General features: G+C 54.2%; 26 protein-coding genes. 17 read left to right on the forward strand and 9 right to left on the reverse strand.

The features are described from left to right. Nucleotides 1-508: 508 nt before the first annotated feature. The 3 genes from EAO78_RS16840 to EAO78_RS18315 form a co-directional block, all read right to left on the reverse strand. Nucleotides 509-1,330, reverse strand: a complete 822-nt coding sequence (locus EAO78_RS16840; protein ID WP_122106937.1) for an IS5 family transposase — start codon at nucleotides 1,328-1,330, stop codon at nucleotides 509-511. 91 nt (nucleotides 1,331-1,421) lie between these two features. Then, nucleotides 1,422-4,139, reverse strand: coding sequence for a MarR family winged helix-turn-helix transcriptional regulator (locus EAO78_RS16845; RefSeq protein WP_136516535.1), 2,718 nt, complete (start codon nucleotides 4,137-4,139; stop codon nucleotides 1,422-1,424). Between the two features lie 273 nt (nucleotides 4,140-4,412). Then, on the reverse strand, nucleotides 4,413-4,589 hold the full coding sequence (locus tag EAO78_RS18315) for an MraZ N-terminal domain-containing protein (protein WP_203227927.1): 177 nt from the start codon (nucleotides 4,587-4,589) through the stop codon (nucleotides 4,413-4,415). A gap of 236 nt (nucleotides 4,590-4,825) precedes the next feature. Between EAO78_RS18315 and EAO78_RS17795 the strand changes: the two genes are divergently transcribed. From EAO78_RS17795 to EAO78_RS16855, 3 genes are read left to right on the forward strand one after another with little or no spacing between them, the layout of a single operon-like run. Further along, complete coding sequence (locus tag EAO78_RS17795) at nucleotides 4,826-5,203, forward strand: DUF5805 domain-containing protein (RefSeq protein ID WP_136516536.1); 378 nt, start codon at nucleotides 4,826-4,828, stop codon at nucleotides 5,201-5,203. Beyond that, nucleotides 5,196-6,320, forward strand: a complete 1,125-nt coding sequence (locus tag EAO78_RS16850; RefSeq protein WP_122106939.1) for a site-specific integrase — start codon at nucleotides 5,196-5,198, stop codon at nucleotides 6,318-6,320. Before EAO78_RS17795 ends, EAO78_RS16850 begins: the two co-directional genes overlap by 8 nt. After that, nucleotides 6,313-6,885: a hypothetical protein gene (locus EAO78_RS16855; protein WP_122106940.1), complete on the forward strand. Its 573-nt coding sequence runs from the start codon at nucleotides 6,313-6,315 to the stop codon at nucleotides 6,883-6,885. Before EAO78_RS16850 ends, EAO78_RS16855 begins: the two co-directional genes overlap by 8 nt. A gap of 261 nt (nucleotides 6,886-7,146) precedes the next feature. Here EAO78_RS16855 and EAO78_RS16860 read toward each other — a convergent pair whose 3' ends face one another. Further along, entirely contained in the window at nucleotides 7,147-7,776 is a 630-nt protein-coding gene (locus EAO78_RS16860; protein ID WP_122106941.1) for a DUF7718 family protein, read from the reverse strand. Nucleotides 7,777-8,005: 229 nt separating this feature from the next. Here EAO78_RS16860 and EAO78_RS17990 point away from each other — a divergent pair, with 229 nt between their 5' ends. The 3 genes from EAO78_RS17990 (at nucleotide 8,006) to EAO78_RS17800 (ending at nucleotide 9,607) form a co-directional block, all read left to right on the forward strand. Next, nucleotides 8,006-8,161 (forward strand): hypothetical protein, encoded by a 156-nt coding sequence (locus EAO78_RS17990; protein WP_162498096.1) that lies wholly within the window; start codon nucleotides 8,006-8,008, stop codon nucleotides 8,159-8,161. 212 nt (nucleotides 8,162-8,373) lie between these two features. Continuing rightward, the gene (locus EAO78_RS16865; RefSeq protein ID WP_122106942.1) at nucleotides 8,374-9,180 is read left to right on the forward strand and encodes a ParA family protein; all 807 of its coding nucleotides are present in this window, start codon (nucleotides 8,374-8,376) and stop codon (nucleotides 9,178-9,180) included. Next, on the forward strand, nucleotides 9,173-9,607 hold the full coding sequence (locus EAO78_RS17800; RefSeq protein WP_136516537.1) for a hypothetical protein: 435 nt from the start codon (nucleotides 9,173-9,175) through the stop codon (nucleotides 9,605-9,607). The genes EAO78_RS16865 and EAO78_RS17800 overlap by 8 nt, the downstream gene beginning before the upstream one ends. A 39-nt stretch (nucleotides 9,608-9,646) precedes the next feature. On the opposite strand, the gene EAO78_RS16875 is transcribed toward EAO78_RS17800, so the two are convergent. Beyond that, nucleotides 9,647-10,015 (reverse strand): hypothetical protein, encoded by a 369-nt coding sequence (locus EAO78_RS16875; protein WP_136516538.1) that lies wholly within the window; start codon nucleotides 10,013-10,015, stop codon nucleotides 9,647-9,649. 455 nt (nucleotides 10,016-10,470) lie between these two features. Between EAO78_RS16875 and EAO78_RS17805 the strand changes: the two genes are divergently transcribed. From EAO78_RS17805 to EAO78_RS16890, 6 genes are all read left to right on the forward strand, one after another. Continuing rightward, nucleotides 10,471-11,031, forward strand: a complete 561-nt coding sequence (locus EAO78_RS17805; protein WP_136516539.1) for a hypothetical protein — start codon at nucleotides 10,471-10,473, stop codon at nucleotides 11,029-11,031. A gap of 583 nt (nucleotides 11,032-11,614) precedes the next feature. Further along, on the forward strand, nucleotides 11,615-11,881 hold the full coding sequence (locus tag EAO78_RS17810; protein WP_136516540.1) for a hypothetical protein: 267 nt from the start codon (nucleotides 11,615-11,617) through the stop codon (nucleotides 11,879-11,881). A 288-nt stretch (nucleotides 11,882-12,169) separates the two neighbouring features. Beyond that, entirely contained in the window at nucleotides 12,170-12,838 is a 669-nt protein-coding gene (locus EAO78_RS16880) for a tyrosine-type recombinase/integrase (RefSeq protein ID WP_122106943.1), read from the forward strand. A 208-nt stretch (nucleotides 12,839-13,046) separates the two neighbouring features. Continuing rightward, nucleotides 13,047-13,184, forward strand: coding sequence for a hypothetical protein (locus tag EAO78_RS17995; protein ID WP_162498097.1), 138 nt, complete (start codon nucleotides 13,047-13,049; stop codon nucleotides 13,182-13,184). A gap of 223 nt (nucleotides 13,185-13,407) precedes the next feature. Beyond that, nucleotides 13,408-13,575, forward strand: a complete 168-nt coding sequence (locus EAO78_RS18000) for a hypothetical protein (RefSeq protein WP_162498098.1) — start codon at nucleotides 13,408-13,410, stop codon at nucleotides 13,573-13,575. A 342-nt stretch (nucleotides 13,576-13,917) separates the two neighbouring features. After that, nucleotides 13,918-14,127: a hypothetical protein gene (locus tag EAO78_RS16890; RefSeq protein WP_122106944.1), complete on the forward strand. Its 210-nt coding sequence runs from the start codon at nucleotides 13,918-13,920 to the stop codon at nucleotides 14,125-14,127. Nucleotides 14,128-14,851: 724 nt separating this feature from the next. Here EAO78_RS16890 and EAO78_RS16895 read toward each other — a convergent pair. The 3 genes from EAO78_RS16895 to EAO78_RS16900 form a co-directional block, all read right to left on the reverse strand. Further along, nucleotides 14,852-15,289, reverse strand: coding sequence for a TRAM domain-containing protein (locus tag EAO78_RS16895; protein ID WP_122106945.1), 438 nt, complete (start codon nucleotides 15,287-15,289; stop codon nucleotides 14,852-14,854). A 101-nt stretch (nucleotides 15,290-15,390) separates the two neighbouring features. Further along, nucleotides 15,391-15,684, reverse strand: coding sequence for a hypothetical protein (locus EAO78_RS17815; protein ID WP_136516541.1), 294 nt, complete (start codon nucleotides 15,682-15,684; stop codon nucleotides 15,391-15,393). Nucleotides 15,685-15,844: 160 nt separating this feature from the next. Continuing rightward, entirely contained in the window at nucleotides 15,845-16,828 is a 984-nt protein-coding gene (locus tag EAO78_RS16900; protein WP_122106946.1) for a hypothetical protein, read from the reverse strand. Between the two features lie 241 nt (nucleotides 16,829-17,069). On the opposite strand from EAO78_RS16900, the gene EAO78_RS16905 reads away from it, so the two are divergent. Then, entirely contained in the window at nucleotides 17,070-17,351 is a 282-nt protein-coding gene (locus EAO78_RS16905) for a helix-turn-helix transcriptional regulator (protein WP_122106947.1), read from the forward strand. Between the two features lie 343 nt (nucleotides 17,352-17,694). Here EAO78_RS16905 and EAO78_RS16910 read toward each other — a convergent pair whose 3' ends face one another. Then, entirely contained in the window at nucleotides 17,695-18,459 is a 765-nt protein-coding gene (locus EAO78_RS16910) for a hypothetical protein (RefSeq protein WP_122106948.1), read from the reverse strand. A gap of 126 nt (nucleotides 18,460-18,585) precedes the next feature. Here EAO78_RS16910 and EAO78_RS18320 point away from each other — a divergent pair, with 126 nt between their 5' ends. The 4 genes from EAO78_RS18320 (at nucleotide 18,586) to EAO78_RS16930 (ending at nucleotide 20,838) form a co-directional block, all read left to right on the forward strand. After that, nucleotides 18,586-18,741, forward strand: coding sequence for a hypothetical protein (locus EAO78_RS18320; RefSeq protein ID WP_203227928.1), 156 nt, complete (start codon nucleotides 18,586-18,588; stop codon nucleotides 18,739-18,741). Between the two features lie 141 nt (nucleotides 18,742-18,882). Continuing rightward, a complete protein-coding gene (locus EAO78_RS16920) occupies nucleotides 18,883-19,197 on the forward strand; it encodes a DUF3892 domain-containing protein (protein ID WP_122106949.1) in 315 nt (104 codons plus the stop codon). Between the two features lie 300 nt (nucleotides 19,198-19,497). Then, nucleotides 19,498-19,689 carry a division/cell wall cluster transcriptional repressor MraZ gene (locus EAO78_RS16925; RefSeq protein WP_122106950.1) on the forward strand — a complete coding sequence of 64 codons (192 nt, stop codon included), beginning with the start codon at nucleotides 19,498-19,500 and terminating at the stop codon, nucleotides 19,687-19,689. 369 nt (nucleotides 19,690-20,058) lie between these two features. Continuing rightward, nucleotides 20,059-20,838 carry a V-type ATP synthase subunit I domain-containing protein gene (locus EAO78_RS16930; protein WP_122106951.1) on the forward strand — a complete coding sequence of 260 codons (780 nt, stop codon included), beginning with the start codon at nucleotides 20,059-20,061 and terminating at the stop codon, nucleotides 20,836-20,838. The last annotated feature ends 133 nt before the right edge of the window (nucleotides 20,839-20,971 follow it).

A 20,971-nucleotide genomic window follows, 5' to 3' on the forward strand; every position in this document is an offset into this window, starting at 1 on the left:
GGGGGGGGGTGAGAGGGACACCATGTTTCCGCCGTATTGACGCAGAATGCACTGTCAATTATGCGGACACAGGGGGGTGGGGGAGTAGCTCGCGATTGTAAATCCGGTAGGGTGGGGGAGTAGCTCGCGATTGTAAATCCAATAGGGTGGGGGAGTGGCTCGCGATTGTAACTCAGGTTTTCAGTGAGTCATATATAATCAGAATTGGCTCTGTTGAAATCCTTAATAAATGACACTTTTGAACTCAGGTTTCTCAGTATAGCTGGTACAAAACGTTACTAGCGTATCTGAACCTACAAGAACCCCCACACAAGATATACTACAACAATCACAGTAATTGGTGCGATAGCTACAATTGTTTGTCCTATAATTGCCATTGAATATAATACACTTATAACAATTATACTACCAGCTGCGAGACGGTGTATTCGGGACGTGTTTGGCGGGGACCAATCTGCCATAACTAATCTATTGTAGCACTAATAGAAACTATTTTCCATCTTAACAGTCAGAGTGTTCGGTCGATATTGTGACTGAGACAGGCGATGGTGAGTTCACGGAACTGTTTCCACCAGCGCCGTGAGCGGACGAACGCACCGTACTTTCGCTTGAGCGTTGAGTTCACAGTCTCGGATTGACTCCGTTGTCCGTAGAGATCAGCGTCTAAGCGTGCGTTCCATGCCTTGTGGAGTGATGTGAACTCACGATGCTTAATCAGTGGCCGAACCTCGTGTTGCCGGGCGAGCCGCCTGATCTTCTGGTCGTCGTAGCCCTTGTCACCGAGCAGAATATCGATACACTCGGGGTTGCGCTTGATCAACGACGGAGCGATCTGGCTATCGTGTTTTCGAGTCGTCGTCACGTGTAGATCGAGAATTGCGTTCACTTTCGCATCGACCAGCAACGTCACCTTGAGCTGCTGAATCGTGAGTTCAGCACGTTTCGTGTAGTGTTTCGAAGCGTGACTACGGTCGAACCCCGACGCATCAACACCAACAACTCCGCTCGTCGGAAGTAACGTCGCTGAGAGAGTCAATATAGCACGCCATACAGCCATATCAAGCCGGTTGAACGCCTTACAGAGCGTTGAAGCAGTAGGAAGCTCGGTTAGCCCGAGAACACGACGGATGCGTGGCATCTCGATCAGTTCGTCAAGTAGGCCACGGTAGGTCGTGTTCTTCCGTACTTTGAGACACAGCAGAACAACGTGCTGCGGGAGTGTATAGCGGTGTTTGGAGAACTTCGAGGAATATCGAGAAACTGCTCGGCGGGCCAGATGGATCGCCTTCTCAGTAAACCGGAGAATCTGCGACTTCGGGAAGGGCTTCATCTCGTCGAATTACAGGACGAACATGTAACTCTCTAAGGGTTTCAACAGAGCCTCAGAATTCGCCAGCCAAGCAGTTGCGATCATGAGCTCGTCATCCAGTGGCGCTCCCGTCAGTTGCATCTTGGATTGCTGTCTGGTCGATCGTCGGTCCGGCACGGAGTAGAGCGGCACTCGGGGCAGGAACGACGCCCGGATCATCGACGTACTCGGTACGTTCACGGACACCCCACAGCGTTGGCAGAATATCATCGAGATATGGGCGTGGTGTTGAGAGCTCGCGGAGGTCGGGTGGATCATTAATCCCGGTGTATGGCCACCCAGCCGTCTCGACAGGGTCACCCGGCCCGTGATGCTCGCGACCAATCCGGAGAACCTTCGCAGCAACGTGGACTGTAGGCGTCTCGGGGTCAGCGACGAGTGCCGGCCATACGCCGACGTAGCGCTCGGCGTCATCCCCGTCGACACCGGAGAACGAGAGAGCAAGGCGGTAGCCACGCTCAGTCTCCTCGACGAGCCCAACCTCAACGAGATCGGCGAGGTGGTCTCGTCGCGACCGGCTAGAGACATCGGCCCGCTCGTCGATCTCGGCACCGGTGATGGGGCGATCAGCCTCGAGGAGCGCCGAGACGAGTTTTCGAGGCGTGGTCCGCCGACCGTCGATCCCGCGGAGGAGTCGCCCCGGTTCCAGCTGGGCGAGGGCGTAGCGCACCTCTGCAGCGTCGACGCGACGGCCCTCATTGTCGCCGGCGAGGTACTGAAGCGCGTCGGCGACGTCAAATGGTGTTCGAGCGAGACCGTGGAGGACGGACGTCGCCTCGGGAGTGAGGCGGAGATCCTTGGTCGCGAGCATCCGGCGGGCCGTCTCCGCAACTTGTCGGCGTGTCGGTTCGGTCCGCACCTCGCTGCGGATGGCAATCTCCGGAGCGTCATCATGGGGATCGAGGGCGTTGAAGTGCTCTTGGAGGGCGTCGGCAACAGCCTCGGTCTGGCCGGCAAAGTCGCCGACGAGCGTCCACGACCCGATGAGTCGGGCCCACGGGTCAGCAGCGTCGACAGTCGGATCAAACGCCTGCTGTCGTTTGTCAGCGCGCTTCTCGAAGATCTGGCGGTAGGCGACGTGGTGATCATAGTTGCTCCCGATCGCTGAGCCGATAGCAAGCGACTGGAACAGGGCATCGCGACGTTCGCCATCGAACCGGCGGGAAAACTCGGGGAGTTTTACGACTCGGGTGAGATCCACGTCGGCGAGGTCGAGCAGGTGGGTCATCGAGCCGGCCAGTCCAAGGGCGTCCCGGGTGATCGGGCCACGAAGGCCATCATCATCGTCATCGGCATCTGCGTATTTTCGGGTGAGCTCGCCCAGCTCGGTGGCAGCCTCAAGGAACGCACCACGCAGGTCGTCGTAGGAGTCGATCTCGTCAGGAAGCCAGCCGATATTTCGCATCCCACGGAGGATCGCCTCACCGTCCTCGAGCATATCGAGGACACCGTGGTCTTCAAGACGCTGTTTGGTGAGGACCCTGTCGAATGTCCGGCAATCGGTGAGGGCTAACGCCAACGTCGTCCACACCTGTAGGGGGTTGTCCCCTTCAGCGCTGACGACGAGGCGGCCATCATCGTGGTGCCAGCGGCCTTCTGCTCGATCGTCTTGTTGGGCGATCGGGTAGTTGACTACCGAGATCCCACTCTCAACGGCAGTACCAAGGGCAGTACTGGCTGTCCGTCGGTTCATGTAGCGGGTTTCGTGGTAGGAGGGGAGGCGGTGGCGGTCGACGGTGCTGGGTGGTGCGGTCTCAGGGTGGTCCTCCCCCTCCCCGTGTGCACGTGGGGTTACACGGCTATCGTTGCAGAGCTTTCCAGATTTGCTAACGCGCTCTCCAAGTCGGCGCTGTACAGCGATTTCTTCCTTGTAGAACTGGCGTCCAGCCGTTGTCAGCTCGACACGCCGATCTTGTGATGACCCATACGTTTCGACGAGCTTGACGTCGACGAGGTCGCCAATGACCTGCCGGACGCGCGACCGGCCGACCGAGAACTCGCTGTACAACCGGCTAAACGCAAGCGTCTCCGTATCCTCCTCGGCGATCAGAGATAGGGTCCGGGCGTGACGGCTGCCCACGTCGACGACGTCCAGCGCAGCCGTGAGTAGGTCCTCATCGAGCCCTGCATCCGACCGATCACTAACGCCGGGCAGATCGTCGCGATGGTGGTGGGCGAGCCACGCTCGATCGACGCCTGAACAGACGAGTCGAACGTCTGCTGCTTGGCTGAGGGCGGCGACGAGGCGACACCATGATCGACGCGTCTCGATGTCGAGGGTACGGAAATCGCCGGGTAGCCGGATCGAGATAATTGGCGTGTGTGTACTCTCGACAAGCGGTGCGATCGCCGCGTGGATGTCCTCGAGGTTTGACCGGAAGCCCATCGGTCGACCGCTACCCAGCTGGGGCAGCGTCGAGACAGCCATCCAGAACCATCGGTCCGTCCGGTCACGAGTGAGTGAGCAGAGGATGTCGACGAGTGCACCATCGAGCGCCTCACCAACGACATCGTCGAGCAGCTCACGCGCCTCGACAGCAGTCCTGTCCACAAGGAGATCGCGAACAGCGGTAACGAGTTCACCGACGAGGCCAGCCCCATCCCATGGATCCACGAGCTGCTTCCAGAGCCCGGTCGCAGTCGGCTCGGTATCGCGAACGACGATTCCGTCAAGACTCGGTGTCTGCGAGTAGCTGATCCCGGCGTCGACCCCCGGAGTTGTGCCGGACGATCCGGTGTCCATCCCCACGCTATCGGCGGGTTTACTCACAGTAGCCCTCCAGCGACGAGATTGAGGCTACCGTCGCGACCGTCGTCGTCGCGATCAGCAGTAGGTGGGCCGCCGTATGCGTGTTACCGCTGCTCACAGCCTCACCTTGGGTGATATCGGCGTCGGCCCGTAGCTTCAGGTCAAAAAACAGTAAGACCCTAATACCCGGGACGACAAGGAATAGGTGGACATATCCCGGCCAAGGAAGTCCACCCGGAGTGAGGCAGATCCAATTTCTCTGCCTCAATCCACTTGCCGCAACCAGCGTCAGCTCTAGGCGTCACCCCCGTCGTCTTCATCGAGGTAGGTTATTTTCTTGGCCTCGAACTCCACGATCGCTTCCCGCCCTTCGATGGTGAGTGCCTGACGATGCTCCTTCGGGATGACAAGTCGCCCTTTCTCGTCAACCTTCTTGCTGAACGAGATCGTCGGACTTTCTGAACTGCTCATTTATACAGAATAGTGAACTTGCTTCAGTATTAAGTTTTTGGAACAGTAAAATGGAGCAGACTCAAAGAAATACAAAGAGTCGGAGGACGACTCTTTGTAATTTAAGGATGTATCACAGAGCCCTCTGTTTATCAGTCTAAAATAGTAATAAATTCTATGATTTAGAGTACTACACTCTTTGTAATCCTTTGATCCCGAAAGTCTTACTTATTTGTGTTCTAAATACATAATTACGTATGGCAGCCATACATTTGGCCGACGTACCTGACGAGTGGGTAAAAGAAGCCGACGCGCGTGATCTATCGCTTTCCGAATATGGAAAACGTATGATCCGTGCAGGGCGTCGACAATTCGGCCACGACTATACACCGGAAGAAACTCCAGCGACTCCAAAAACACTCAAACTAGACGACAGTACAGGGTCCGAAATCGAAACCCAACTCAAAGCTTGGATACACGTGAATCTCTCTACTGACGATGCGCAAGATGTAGATGAGCTCGTTGACCTTCTCGAAGACGATCTCGCCACACTCGCAGACGAACTCTGCGACGAGCAAAAAGCAAAATACCGCCGCTCACAGGGCGGATATCTAAAGACACCCACTAATGAGTAAATACGGCGATCTCAACTTTGACGAGCAGTGGTACAACGAGCCGATAGAAAAATACCTCAACCACAAACGTACCGTCGATGAAGTGACAAATCCTCGATTCAGCAAAATTTGCAACGTCGTCGTTGAATCGCCCGATACCGTCGAGTGGGAAGCGTGGGATGAGTTCGTCATCGAAGAAGACGACGATGATAACGTCGTCCGCACTTGGCGCGACGAGATGACCCTTGCCGATGCACGGGCGTTCAAGCAACAGCTCGAAAACGCTGGGTTGAGGTCTCGAACTGTCGAAGCAAAGTTGCGAATAGTCCAGTCGTTCTTGAAAGAGTTACTGGAACGTGACGTAATCGAATCGAACCCAGTCGCCTACGTCTGTGACGAGACGGACTTCGACCACGACGACCCCGATAAAATCGACCGAACAGTTGTCGAAATTGGGGAGTTCCTGCGAGCTATTCCAAACCTCCAGCAGCGGGGGATGGGCGTCACGTTTGGGAAGACGGGAATCCGAAATGGAGAGAATTACAACATCGACCTCCCGTTCCTCCATCTTGACCACGAGATCTATTACAACATTCTCGATCAGCACGACGTGACCCTTGTTGACGAGGTCGCCGATCACCCGGATACACTCTACATTCCGAGCGAGCCGACAGAATCTGAGACATTCCGGGGCGAGAAACGAATCCTCGGTAACAAACGGGAACGTGGCACGAAAATCCCAATCGACGAGGAGCTGAAGAAAGCACTTCTCGACTGGCTTGCTGTCCGACCAGAGACAAGTTACCCACATCCACTATGGGTAAAGCCCAGCGGGAAGCCAATTCGAATCGGGACAGCGAATCCGAATAGGAGGTTGATGAACTACTGGGCTGAAGAAACTGGGCTCGTCGATGATGGAGACACGGGAGCGTTCACCACCCACTGGTTCCGGCACTTCTTCACGACCAATATGAAGCCGGGACGAGGCCATCACGACGACTCGATAGCACCGTCACTGGTGAAATACATCCGTGGCGACGTTGAAGACGACATTATGGAAGTCTACACTCACGACTGGGGCGACCAAGTCAGGAAGCAGTACCTCGACGCAATCTACCAATTCGGTATCTATGACTAACCCCAGCGACCGTGAGAAGACCGACTGGCCCACTCCCGGCCCGAATGAGCCTATCCCATCGTGGCCAGAGTACGACCAGCTGAAAGCGGCGATTCACGACTATCTCGATCACGAGCCGGAGGACCCAGCGTGGAACGACATATGGCGGGCACTCGGCGCAATTATGGGCGAGTACCAACGTGATGCCTTCGCTCAAGCATTCGATCTCGATGAGCCTGCCGAGACGGCCTGCATTCGCCGTCTCATAACCGGTGACGACGAGTGCCCGCACTCACCACTCGAAGCCGACAGCGACCCGACTGGACCGCCTCACAGCCCACCAGCAGACGACCATTCGACACTCTGGCTCGACGACGAGAGCGGCGAGCCAGCAGTCTACTCGATGCATCTCTACCCCGGCAACGTCGAGCGGTTAGATTCACAAGAGCCACCACACAACCTCTGGTTCGACATCTTCGAGTTCGCTGCGGAGTGGGGTCTTGAGGTCTCGATTCTCCCGAAATCGTGGTACAACCTCGGTTCGACCATTCAGGTCATCTTCTATCCGCCAGAGCGATACCGTTGATTTCCTAGAGAGGAATCCGGTGCGTCCCCGTGGTACGACAGCCGGTAGCCTCGAGTTGCAGATCGTCGTCCTCGGAAGCAGCCTTAACCAACATCGAGACGGTTCTTAACCAACAACCTCGGTGTAAATCACCAGAGAGGTGGCTGTCAACAGTAGCCGTCATAGGAGTGAGTTGAATTGTCTCCGAGACAAGACCGCCAGTCAGTAGATCCAGCAGTAATCGTTGTTCAGCGGTACTGAAGCCACGTCGAAGCAGAAAGACTACTCGTCGACGTCGACGACGGTCGCCTCTTCAGGTGGTGCAATCTCGAGTTCGGCAGCGCCGCGCTCGATCTCCTCAGGCGTCGTCCCCTCAGCATCAGCGAGCAGCTCGGTGAGCTCCTCGTCCGAGACCATGTCGGCGTCGGCCGGGGCTTCGCGACTCATGTCTCCCTCTACCCGGCGCGAACGGATAAACGTAGGTGTCGGTTCGCCACCATCCGACCACGATGGCGGGCGACCCGGCGATCGACGTTCTTCGAAGACATCGATGAAATACTCTGCTTCACGTTTGAGGTAGTTGGCACAGCCGCGGATGACTGTCCCTCGACTCACCGGCAGCGGCGCATGCGCGAGTTGGAGGTGGACAGTCGGCTGCGAGCGGCGGGCGACGTCGACGTGGAGTCCCTCGTGGAACACGTCATGCCCGAGTGCCGACGTCTCGTTGTGGTCCATCCGGGTGATGGCCGTCCATTCGATCGGGTCGGTCGCGACGCGATAGTGAAGCTGAACGAGGAAGCGCGGGATGTGTTGCTGGTGCTGGTCGAACCCGACCGTGAGCAGGCAGTCGCGGCGGCCGGCTGGGACGTGTTTGGAGACGTCGTAGCCGGTCGGGAGCGACGGAGCACTCATTCATTCGGTCCATCGTCACCCGGTACGGTGTCGCTTTCGCTTTCGCCCTCGATGTCGGGACGATCTCCGGGATGCACTCGATGGAGGATAGTGGCTAAATATAAAGCTCAGGTGCTGTGAGCTTGTTCGGGTCAGATACTGTATCAGTAGGGGAGTCAGATGCGGAATTTCATCTCTAAGCGTACCTCGGCACGTGGGTCATTAAGTTCCAACTCGGCCGATTCAGCGTATGGTCATCTCGACCACAACTGGACTCGTCGCATCGTCTGCGTTCATCGAGGTCGTCGGCTCATCGCTGATCGAAGTTGTTCGATCAAACCCGGTAGCGGTCCTCATTCCCATAATACTGGGCGTACTGCTTCTCGCGTACCAAGTGATCGACTGATTGGTGCAGTCTCTCGTTATGATGAGCGTCGACAAGCGTCGCTCTACCCACCTCAAACTAAGAGATCACCAGAGGAAGAACAGACACGCTATCGATGTGAATAGACGCTCGTCGATCGCCTGTCTGACGTAGATTTATGTGATAGAGGTTTCACCAATAACATGTATGATGTGTAGAACCCGTATTATACGAGATATACAGGTGATGCGGTAATGCGAGTCGACGTCGGGATGCAAAAAGGCGGTGTCGGCAAGACAACAACGAGTATCAACCTAGCTGGCGCGCTCGCTGACAGAGGCCATGATGTACTGGCTGTCGACGCGGATCCACAGGGTGGCCTCACGCTCAAACTTGGATACCGAGAGCAGTACCGCGAGGGAGAGTATGCACTCTATGACGTGTTGTCCGAGATGGGTCGCCTCTCACTGGATGATCTTGACGAGCTGATCGTCTCCGGTGACGAGTTCGATATAGTGCCATCCCATATACGGAATTTCCGATTAGAGAAGCATCTGTATTCAGAAGCCCGTGGGGTAGAAGCGCTGAAGATAGCACTCGACCGACTTACAGCAGAGTACGATTACGTGGTGATCGACTCACCACCAAACCTTGGGCCGCTCGCTGATGGGGCTCTGCTGGCTGCTGAGAACGTGTTATTCCCGAGCAATGCAAACACGATCGCGAAGGATTCGCTTGAGATCCTCTTCGATGAGATCGACACGCTCGAGGACAAGTTCGACGACGTGCAGATTTCGACAGTAGCCGCCGTGCTGAACGAAGTGGGGCAGGATGGTGTCAGCAACGAGATGCGGGCATGGTTTGTCGAGACATTTGGCGAAGAGTACGTATTCGAGATCCCGGATTGGGCAGCTGTCGAGCACGCAATCGAATACCGGACATCGATCTTCGGTTATAACCCGGATGATGCGGGTTACCCGTGGGACGCAGATAAGACAGACCAGCTACGGACCAAGTACAACACCATCGCGGCACAAGTTGAATCTCTCAACAATGACTGATCCAAAAGACGAACTCGGCGCACGATTCGATGACCGTCGGGCCGATTCAGGTGATAACGAATCAGATGAGAACAGCGACGACGAGGGGAGTGATAACATGAGTCAGTCAGATACGACGGATAACGCAGATAGTACAGGTACTACAGATAACTCGCATAATACGGGTAATTCGAGTAATACAGATAGCACAGGTAAGCCGGGACCAGATCCAAACCCAGATTCAACACGAAATCGCCGGCAAGTCCCGATGTACCTTCCAGAAGCGAAGGCGGACCAACTCAACAACCTCTACGATCGGCTGGATGGACAGTCCAAAGTGGCTGGTGATGGCGGCATCGAAAAGCATGCGGACTTCATGGAGACTCTCGTGGAGTTTGCGATCGACCACGAAGATGAGCTCGCAGACAGGCTCGAAATCGACGAGTAAGATATTGGGCTCTGAGGTTATACTGGAATCATCAGAGCCCTAGTGAACAAACCCGAGATCTTCAGGGTCGGACTCTGAATGCTCTTTGACGAATTGGTGCGTTTCTTGTTCTACTCTTTCGTGGTCGTAATCCTCTGCATCTTCTTCAACTGCTTTCATCCAGCACCCTTCTTTCTCCGAGTAAGCAATTGTGATCGCTTTCTCCTCGGTGGCGTATAAGAGGCTCACGACGAAGTTCACAGCATTTTCTTGAATGTTATCCTCTATTTTGTCGCTGACCTCAGAGAATTGAATTTCTGTATCTGAGGGGAGTTTTTGTATTATTGTCATAGGTGTTAATTTCCCAGACTGAGCTAACGAGTCAGCTTCAGCAATAGTGAGTGGTCGGTCAGGAAGGCTTTCGATCATTATCCTTACTACTCATAGTAATACCGCGAATAAAAACGCTCTCCAGCGAGATCACCTTTCAGACGTAATCAACAACTCGGTTAGAACCGTATCGATCGGACATGGCTGACGCCGTCGACGTTGTATTTGATAACAGCGAGTATGATGAGATAGCGACCTCGTCAGCGACTGTGACGACATAAGTTGGGTCAAACTCATCACCGTGTGAATGACTCATAAACAGCTATAGAAACAACATTATTAATCATTTAGTTTCACCGCGCTCCGGGAAGGCTTTAGTTCACCCCCCTCATACGAGCAGTTGCAACAGGTCAGACAGAAGGTGAGGGTCCGAAACGGTTTTGCCTTCTTCGTCTGTCACAACTCACATCGGTCGAGGACGCCCTCGAAACACCCACGGAGCCTACGTTGGTAAGCGTCGGTCCTCCTTGTGGGTCTGACGACCAGCACTCGCTATGGTCAAACGCCACAACGACAACGACGACACAAATGACGTATCGCCCCCCGAAGAACCAGCTGCCACTCCGCTGTTCTCGGCAGCAGACCTCGATATTGGTGACTACCCTGTCGTGCATATTCCAGAAAAACGCCTGTATATGCTACAGGAGTACGCCCGCCGTATTGCTGATGCTTCTAGGGGAAGTGTCGAGAATCATCGGACAGGAAAAGTAGGAGAAGACGCCGTCGCCAAGCCACTTGGTGCACGGGGATCAATCGATCTTGAAGTCTACGCGGATGGTGGAGACGGGGGAGTCGATCTCAATCATCGTGGGGCAACTATCGATGTGAAGACAGTCGGGCAACATCGTTCTGATCCTGCGCTAACTGTCGACGCATACGAGCAACTACGAGCGGATTACTACGTCCTTGCGTCACGAATCAGCGAGACAGACGTTAGGCTGGTCGGGTATGCACCTCGTCAGTTTGTTGCGAATGCACCCGTCCGAAGTTACAGAGGTGGCGACTATCACTTCGTTGAGCAGGACTACCTGTTTCCGTTCCCGAGGCATCTCTAACTATCAGGTGAAGGCCTAGCAGCAGATACTCGCCCGTATCGAGTGTAAGGCGACTCCGACATACTTCGTCGGAGCCTACGTTGGTAAGCAACTGTGTGTACCGCCTAGTACGCAATATAGTTTTGGCATGTAGTTGATGTGGTTGGTATTGTGTGGTTCCTCGTGGCGACCAGTCTCTCCGCGACGGTGAGCTCAGTTTTAACCTACACTGACGCTCTCGATAGGCGACTTGTTGGTTAAAACCCGACTTCCACTCCGGTTTCTCGACACGTTTCGCTGTCAGATGAATTACTGGTAGTTTAGATATATAATCGAATACACCAGACAGCGGCGCCGTCGAGTCCAGCGACAGTAGCTGTTGTGTACCTACCCGCGGTAGATAGCCCTATTTATCTGAACCTCTAGCATCACCATCTAATAGGGAGATCCGGGCTTGTTGAAATCCTCAGAAAGAGACATATCTGAGCTGGGTTCTATCCGTACAGGTGACACACAGATCGCTCAGTACAGATGAACTACTCACTGGCCGTTGAAAGTCATACAGAGCGGACAATTTTTCACGCTCCTTCTATTTTAATCCGTTATGAACCGACCATCTGTCTTTTATGGGTTTTCAGCAATTCTGGGAATAGCAATTGGCGTGGACGGCTTTATTTCGGGAACAACGGATGGTTTTGGTATTTTTGTCATGTTGGTGTGTGGTGGTGGAGCCCTGCTTGTCACTACATCACTGTACAAGATATTCTCGACTGACCCATCAGAGTTCCAAGTGCCGTTTTACGCTATTCTTGTAATGGGTCTTTGTGCCCTCATAGCTCTTCTCAGCGTCGTTCTACAGGTCGCCAGTTGAATACTCGGAGTACTCCCGCCCATATTGATTTAAACATAAAATTGTTTTCACTTCACGATTGCGAGTGAAGAATTCGCACTCTTCAGTGACCAGCTGTTTCAGACGGTAATATGTCTAAAAAGAGATTTCAGCATCTTCAGGTCCAATTTCACCTCGATAACGGGGTCTTCATTTCGAAGGCGGTGTACGTCGAGCTACCCCTGCTAGTTTGAGCTTCCGAGTTTGTTAATGAAATCGGAAACTCAAAGGGCTAAGCGGTCCAATCAACGGCACGAGCTATTTAAAGAGATGAGCGAGTCAACGAATTCGGAAACTCAAAGCGAGCAAGCTCGAGTCTGGCTTACCCCCGAGCAGATCGACGCGATGCGAGATGCTGCCACCGACACCGGTGCCACGTATCTCCGAGCCCGAAACGAAGCGATCATCGCACTCCTCGCCGACACCGGCCTCCGTAACGAGGAGCTGACCCAGCTCACCACCGAAATGTATCTCCGCGACGCCGGCGAGCTGTACCTCCCAACACACATTCAGAAACAGTCCGGGAACGGTCGCGATGACTGGCCCCGCTCACACCACCTCGAGCTGGACGTCGACGGCACGATCGGCACCCAGCGGTCGCTCAACACCTACCTCGACAACCGCTGGAAGGACAGTCCCTACCTCTTCCCCTCACGGCAGTCCGACCAGATGACAACCCGCTCTGTCCGGAACGTGGTCAAGCGACTCGCACACGAGGCCGATACACAGCCGTTCAGGTACGATGAGAGCGGCGAGTTCGGTCGCGGTGACCCAGACAACGTCCATCCTCACGTCTTCCGGCACAGCCTCGCCTATCGGCTTCTTCACGATCGCGGCCGCGATGACGGCCAATTCGACATCTACTTCGTCCGGAACCGACTCCGCCACGCCAGCCTCCAGACGACCCTGCGGAAGTACGACCACTTCCGTACGATCTAAGCTCTTGGACAATCTGTCGAAAGAGCAACTGACAGTGTACTCTTCTCCACTTTATTTCACATATCTAGGGAGAATTAGACGATAGAATGAGCCTGCGCCTAGTGCGCGGTCTTCCGCCCGCCATCGACCGGCGTGAGCCGGACGTGATACTGCAACTCACCGAGGAAGCCCTCCGGACGGTACGCATACGACCCGACCTCCCACACTCGTGAGTCGTCGACGACGCGTCGATCGTCCCGACGAACTCACGTGCCTGCAGTGGCAGTCCGGTCTTCCCCGGGAGCTGATCAACTGCGGCTTCAAGGTCGACGCCGACACGGTCGCCGACATCGTCGAGCGACAGTAGCGTGTGCATGATGGTTCGGGCCCGGCCAGTCTTAACCAACATCGCGGGCCTGCCGCTGCTGGTGTAGGTTAAGACTCTGTCACGCCGGCGTCGACGCCGGAGATCTATGCGAGTCGTAGTCAGCAGTAGTTGTGACTCTGTTCCACGAGAGAAATCTTGGAATGTTAACGAGAGCACCGGCAGAAGGCTTTTGGCGTGTTCATTGGACTGTGTTAGTGAAAATATGGACTTCAGAGACCTCGAGGAATCTGATACCGATGCCGAGAAGGAATTATGCCCGAGCTGTGAACTTCCGTACGAACTCCAGACGACGAAAAGCGACTTCTTCGACGAGAAAGACCACATAGTCTTCTGCGAAAAGTACGGTAAGATCTACATCCACGAACGTTGAACCTCGGACGTCCTAGACGACGTATCCACTCTCAGCACATATGATGTGGTGCCTCGACTTGTCGTGGACGGGGTCGGGCACCTTCATCGGCTTCGTCATGCCACCGCGCTTTCGCCTCTAATGGTTGTTATTCTGGTACGTTTAGTTACTCTGAGTTACTAAGAGTATACGCTGAACCCGATCACTTAGCGCTCTGTTGAAGTGCTGGAATTCGGGCGATTAAGCTGATCTCTGTGAGAATTGGTCCAAGTATGGACCGTTGAGGAAGCGTGACTAATTGACACTTGTGGTAACTATTTGATCGGCACCAGATATATTAGTTCAATCACTACACATTCACTCGTGCCAACAATTGTTCACGAAAGCGAGACCGGTGTCGTTGAGAAGGAAGTTGACGAGGTTACCTACGACGCCGACAACGGATTCTGGAAGTACGAGGTCGGAGAGGATGACACTCAGCTTCGATACGTCCCGCGAGAGCAGGTGTACTACGTAGACAAGGACGTCGACGAGGAGAAGCGAACTGCCGGTGGCGTTACGGACGCGTACTAGTCGTAGTTACACGTCGTATCCATCTTCCCGGCACATGTGCCGGGCTGCCTCGCCGAGCGAAGCGTAGTCGTGGAGCTACTTGATCTCCGTCGTCTTCTCGTGAACCGGATCGGGCAACTTCACGGCGGTCGTCATGCCACCGCGCTTTCGACTCTAATGATTAGTAGTCTGGGACGTTTAGTTACTCTGAGTTACTAAGAGTATACGCTAAAGCCCGATCATTCATCAAAACTGTAGCAATCCAACCTGCGTGATTAACCTCTGCGTCAGTGTCATATCCATTAACGACTTGTAGGCCAAATGATGAGATGGTGATAGAATCTACCGAGGCAACCAGATCCCGAGTCGTCCCGTCTGTGTTCCCCGCGGTCGCAACAATTACTGGGGGTTTGTGTATCCTTGATCAAAATTGGCAACTTGTCGCGCATCATCCCCTGCCGAAAGCGTCCCAAAATCAACCGTCCTGCTATCGACGATCCGCAGTTCGTCTGTATTGACCGTAATCGGATCAAGATGTGTTACCTACTCAGATTCCAACTGGTAGTCTGTATCCTCCAGAATCCGGTGTATTCGACCTAGAAACCCGCCCAAAGATTACGTTCAAGGCCTGTTAACGTTCATTTGGAAGGATAGAGTCACACGCTCCTTCCACCCCCACTAACTGATTCCCACTTGGGTGTGAGAAGTGTTCGATACCGCACTTGCCAGTGCGAGTCAACGGGTCCTAGACTTCTTGGCGAGGGTTGCGATCGACGACATCCGCGAACGCAACGTTTTCGCGCACCTGTCGCATCTCGACGGTGACGCGGTCTCCGACGCTCGTTTCGGGAACGATCACGACGTAGCCGCGCTCGACTTTTGCGATCCCGTCACCTTGGTCACCGAGATTCTCGATCTCAACCTCCCGCTGCTCACCCTCCTCAACAGGTGGGCCCTCGTATTCCTGCTGCTGATCTTCGTGGTCAGCAGGTTGGGTGGAGTCAGTCGTCTCTGTATCGTCAGCATCGGATGCGATCGTCGAAATAAGCGCAACACGGTATGTCTCATCTTCAGCGATTGTCCCGGTGGCTATCTCGCGTTCCGGCACGGTGATCTGGTAGCTCCCATCGTCCTGCTCAACAGTCGCAGTATACAGTGTCTGGAGTGTCTCAGAAATATCCATAGATTGCGTATCTCTTGACTTGTGCTAGAGAACTTGACTCTACTGTTCCTGTCACTCTCTACTGATCACTGTCGTTTCGAGCGAGAAATCAGATAGACGGTTCAGGGCTTATCGCCACGCTCAAACACGGCGGCAAAGTCCTCGAGAAGCTCCTGTGGAGATCGCTCATCACCACGAGACGGGAGAGGTGCTTCCCAACATTCGATCTCGAGTGTGTGCGCATTCGACACCGATTCCGGCTCAGTTACCACATTAAAGATGCCGGTGCGATAGATAGCCAGTAGTCGCTGATCATGAACACCAACGTGGTCAATGCCAGCCCGATTCAGAACTGCTGGAATGTCGGTCGGCCCAGACAAGGAGACTGAGGCGCTTGGTGACGCCGAGTCGCTCATACCATGACTTAGGTCACCGCACCGATAAAGGCCCACCTCGGAGGAGATCCGTATGCGGTGTCTAGCCATCCCTCGTGGCCGGTCCATCGCCTCCCGGCGAGCGCTGCTGTGGAACAGCGGTCCTCGCTTCCGGCTGTGACACCATCCTCCTAGACGCTGGCTACCCACCAGTTGAACGAGTATGGAATGATGTCCCGGAGTCAAAACTGGTGAGTTCAGTGATACGCTGCTCCAGTTCTTCGATTTCAGCTTGGAGCTCGGTTGTGTCTTCGTCGGCTCCAGCCAACTGGTCTTTGAGCCCTTGGAGACGGGTTTCTTTCATCTCTTCGTCGACGTCTGCCTTCCGTACATACTCGCTCTCTTCAATCTCGTAGACATCGGATTCAGAAAGTGACGTTACCTCCAACGCGTCGTCGAGTTTGCTCGTGTCGACGCTCATCACCCGCTCGGGGTCGATCCCTTCTGCTTCCAGTAGCTCAAGGACTGCTTCGTCATCTTTGAGTGTTCGATTCCGACGGACGGCCCGTTGAACGGACCCGTATTGACCACTCACAGGTTGGTCGTGATGGAGACGGTCAAGCAGGACTCCACGGACCTCTTGCCGAAGATCGTTGGCGTTGCGCTGGACATCTGACAGCAGCGTGTAGAGGTTCACAAGCGTCGGCACGTCTAGTTCGGTGAGTGACGTCACATCATGCTGCTCGAGCGCGTCGATCAACAGGAGCGCGTCTGCGTACACCGGGATATCGGGCTCTTCCCGTGGGCTATCATCGTGTTCGACCGTGTGTGCATCGACAAGTGGCGACGCTGTTGGCGTCTCGCTTTCGGCAAGGGTGCCGTCTCGATCATCGATCGTGAATCGTGGATGTAGACTCATCACGGTTGCATACGGTTCGGCGCCGGGTGGGAGGCGATCGAGATCGAACGACCCAGTCGCATCAGCAACACGTTCAAACAGCGTCTCAAACTGCTCTCGCTGGAGCGGGACTGTCTCACTGTCAGCCTGATACTCGATCAGTACTCGGTGTTGCTGGACGTCGGTAATCTGAAACGGATTCTGAGAGACCGGGGTGAGGAGTGTGGCGTCTGCTGAAAGTTCCTCCACGTTGTCGAGGAGATTGTCCCACGTCACTCGAAACGACATACTGGCGATTCAGTACTACAGGACAAAAGCATACGGACGCAAATGAGGCGACACCCCCGCTGATTAACCAACAAAGCTGTGAATTAAGAACATTTGTTGGTTAATTTGGGGTCGATGTCCTACGAACTACTGTCCCATCAGCAAATTCCCCAACTGAGATCGACGATGGCTGAGAAATCATCAGTAGAATGTTACTTCAAAGATCAGTAGTATTTCAAAACATGAATACGAAAGGCATGGTATGTATGATCTCACTGGCTTTCAGCGCGACCTGTTGTACGTAATCGCCGGCCTTGATGACCCCCACGGGCTTGCGATCAAAGACGAGCTCGAAGACTACTACGAAAAAGAGATCCATCACGGCCGGCTCTATCCAAATCTCGACACGCTCGTTGAGAAGGGACTTGTCGAGAAAAGCCAACGCGATCGGCGGACCAACGAGTACACCACCACTCGTCGAGGCACCAGAGAGATCGAAGCGCGGGCTGAGTGGGAAGCCGAGTATATTGACCACGACGGCTGACCGGATCGTCGCGGTCGAAGCCAGTTCGAGCCTCGTTCATCAAGCGGGTCTAGCGCGCAGTCCGCTCATGAGTTCCAGAGATATCCAATCGTTCGCTGGACAGACTTGCCGGTGCGATCGGTACAGGGAACTCACGTACCGATCAACCCGTTGAATACTCACTGCCTGTCAAGAACGCTTTGAAGAGGATTTCAACAGAGCCGGATCGCTGGAAATGGGATCAGCAACGGAGACTGACATTCAGCTATGGCGAGTCAGTCTTCAGGATCGTGTCGAAACTACCACTCAGGAGCGACTACTTTCACCGGCGGTTCTATCATATTCACGACTCACCTCAGTCCGATCAATACATGTCCAATAGAAACGTTGGTATATCCTTCCCCAACACTTGGTCAAACCTCTTGACAATTGGTTGGCTTTCCTCTTTAATGAATGGCTCCGCAGATGTGTCATTAAATGTCTTCAACAATTCCCTCGTCAGCCCGTACTGCATGTACAGTCCAAGGGTCAGCAATTGCTTTTCCTCTCCCTCGCTCCAATTACCATCTAATGCCGCGCCGATCATCCGCACCGGATGCGAGCTTCGGTTACTGAAGTAGTTGTAGAACTGTTTAACTTCGGGCCATACCTCTTCGCATGCGTCGTATTCTCGACGCCAAACACCAAATAGCCGATCCGTAGCGTGAAAATCATGAAGAGCCTGTTCCATCTTATCAACGTCGCCGAGTTCCTGAAGTTCTTCCAAGTACTCTCGGTAGATGTTTTCCGCCTCATCCTTGTCTCCGTTGAGCCCTCTTAGCAAAAAGAAGGTCTCAAAAAGATAGCGAACCTCCCGATTGGCCGCATCGTATCGATGATGTTTCACCAGCCGGTGTAGGGCATAAACTGAGTGAAGCCCCTTGACGAAGAACGTATCCTGACACACATGTCGCCTCCCGGCTTCCTCACGATATTTCTGCTTGACCTCGCCGTGGATACGCATTAGTTCGTTCGTCGTGATGTGAAGCGTCCTTGCCAGCTTGTCGTTCTCGTGTACGTTGACAAACTCACGAGATTTTGTGTGGAGAGCTTCTTCTAATTCCTCGTACCTCTCTTCAGAGTACACCATGCCCATGGTTGTTCGCTATGAGATAAAAGAGTCCGTACGGAAGTACGTTCATGCGGCTGCAGACGGCCGTAGCGTCAAGAGCGGCGAGGAAACGGCATTCCTATTCCCCGAAGCGACAAGGGCGTGGTGGAGCTACTGGAGTGTCTGGAGGCGGATCCTACCGAGGTCGAGGAGACAGATATAGCCGAACTCGAAGCCGAGATCGATGAGGCGGTGTACGACCTGTTCGACCTAACTGCGGAAGAACGCGCCGTCGTGGAAGACTATCTCGATATGTTCTGAGCCCGGGAGGAGTCTCGTGGAGGGTTACATTCCACGGGAGATGCCGAGTATACCAAAAACGAACAAGAGTGTGCGACTGGTTAGTTTCACTTTCGCTCTGGTTCGCTGACAATTATAAACTATCGTCGAGAAGTTCGGGCTATGAGATGGAGTAACCAAGATTACGCTATCACACACGTGCGGTATGATGATGACGAGACAAGTATTGTGAAAGTCAAACAGAGAGAAGTTATTGAAGGCGGAGAGGAGCTTGATTCGCCGCAAGTACGGACGAAATCTGCTGTAATAAAGAATGTCGACGTGTACAACAACGACTATGTGACAAGTACACACGGGAGCAATGGCTGGAAACTCGGTGAAGAAGTCCATGTGGTAGAGGCAAATGGTGAAAAGTGGCTCAGAACTGACCCAAACGAGACACCGGAAGACAACCTCGGAAGCCTACCCACGTTCTGAACCCACACCAGATTGAATAACGACGGCGTGAGTACTTAGGCGGCGTTCTATCGCAACGAAGCTCTACGAGCGCCTGCCGTGAAACGTCCATCTTCATCGATTGGTTCGCATTTGTCGATGCTGAGAAGGAGGATGACATCGAGAACCATCCCGAAATATGGGAAGAATGGGAACTCCCAGTTGCTTTATCCGAACTTTCAAGATAAGAGTCTAACAAGCAAATACAAATTCCGCGATAGTGGGCAAAACACCCCACGAAAAGAATTATAACCGAGGTGTGTGCATAATATCGGTAAGGAAATGAGCGAGCGCATCGAAGTAGATCGCAGCGAGCCTTTAGAAATGGACCAACGGGGGAGGGTAACAATCCCTGCCAACATCCGTGCAAAGCACGGCATCGATCCTGAGATAGAGGGCGATATCTGGGTTGAGGTCGATATCAGACATATCGAGATTCAGCTTGACGAAGACGACATGGAGGGGTCGGCTTAACGTAGTCACTCAGTATGTACGTGTTAGCCCCTGTAGGGGGGGCTGACACGGGCCACCGGCGATCCAGCACTCAAGATTGTGGAAAGGTCTGGTGTGCTGGATCGTCCTTGGGTGTGGACCGTGTCTACCCCTCACTGCCGACCGAACTTAGATGTAGCGACTCACGAGATGCGTCACTATTACATCTCAATCCGGGAAGACCCGTAAAACCCGGTTATTACGTCGATAGCGGCTTCCCAAGTATGTCTTCACCCCTTGAGCAGCAGCGCAACCACGGTTCGACTCCGTGGGAGGGGCCTCGTCGGGTAGCGATGATTCTGTCGGGTGCGGCTGCGAGACCAGCAAGCAACCAACCGCGATCTACGAACCATGTCAACAACAACGACCACCAACGACGAACTGATCAAGAGGGTCGACCAACTCCAAGACCATGTCGACGAACTTGACGACCGTGTCGACACTCTCGAGGAAGAGAACGCCAATCTCCGAGAGGAGATCGATGACCTCCACGAAGAGAAGGAACGGCTGCGTCAACAAAATGAGCAACTCCGAGAGCGGGTTGACGATGTCGACGACCGCGTCGACGATCTCGAAGACCAACCAGACGTTGACATCGACGGCACAGACTACGAATCACTCACAGTCAACGAGGTGCCGATTGGACGGATTATCTCGTCGAAGGCTCCCAGAGGCGACCTCAAGGACGAGATTGAAGACCTAGAAGCCCGGTTGAGCGGCGAAACCCCCACCTCGGACGCCGAAGAAACACCATCCTCGGAGGGGCCAGAGCCCGAAACGCCGCTGGAGAGGATCGTTGCACTCCCCGAAGAACTCGTTGAGCAAGAGCTCACAGAAAACCAGCAACGTGCTCGGTTTATCGCGAAGGACATCCGGGAGTATAGCAGCAAAGCACCAGCTGGTCGCGTGATTAAAGCCGCCACGATGGGTCGTGTCCTCAAAGCAGCCTTCGACACTGCTCACACCGAGACGATCAACCGTGTCCGGGAGTTCCTCAACAAGCTCGGCCAAGACGACGTAGACCTAGTCGATCGAGACAACTCGAAGATCATCGTCTTCGACGAGTGCCTCGTTCGTCGGCTCGATCAATACGATACTAATCACGGGTGTGTGATGGAGGAGGCAGCCTAACCCTGTGATGAGGGCGTTCTCCCGAGAGGGACCTCTCTAGGATACTGACACGACACAGCCGTTGGTTGCTTTATGTTTAGCAGCAGCACCCGGCAGAACCCCTTGGTTTTAGAGTGTGTTTACCGCTCTAAAT

Source organism: Halobellus captivus, from assembly GCF_003697845.1.
GTDB classification, from domain to species: Archaea; Halobacteriota; Halobacteria; order Halobacteriales; family Haloferacaceae; genus Halorubrum; species Halorubrum glutamatedens.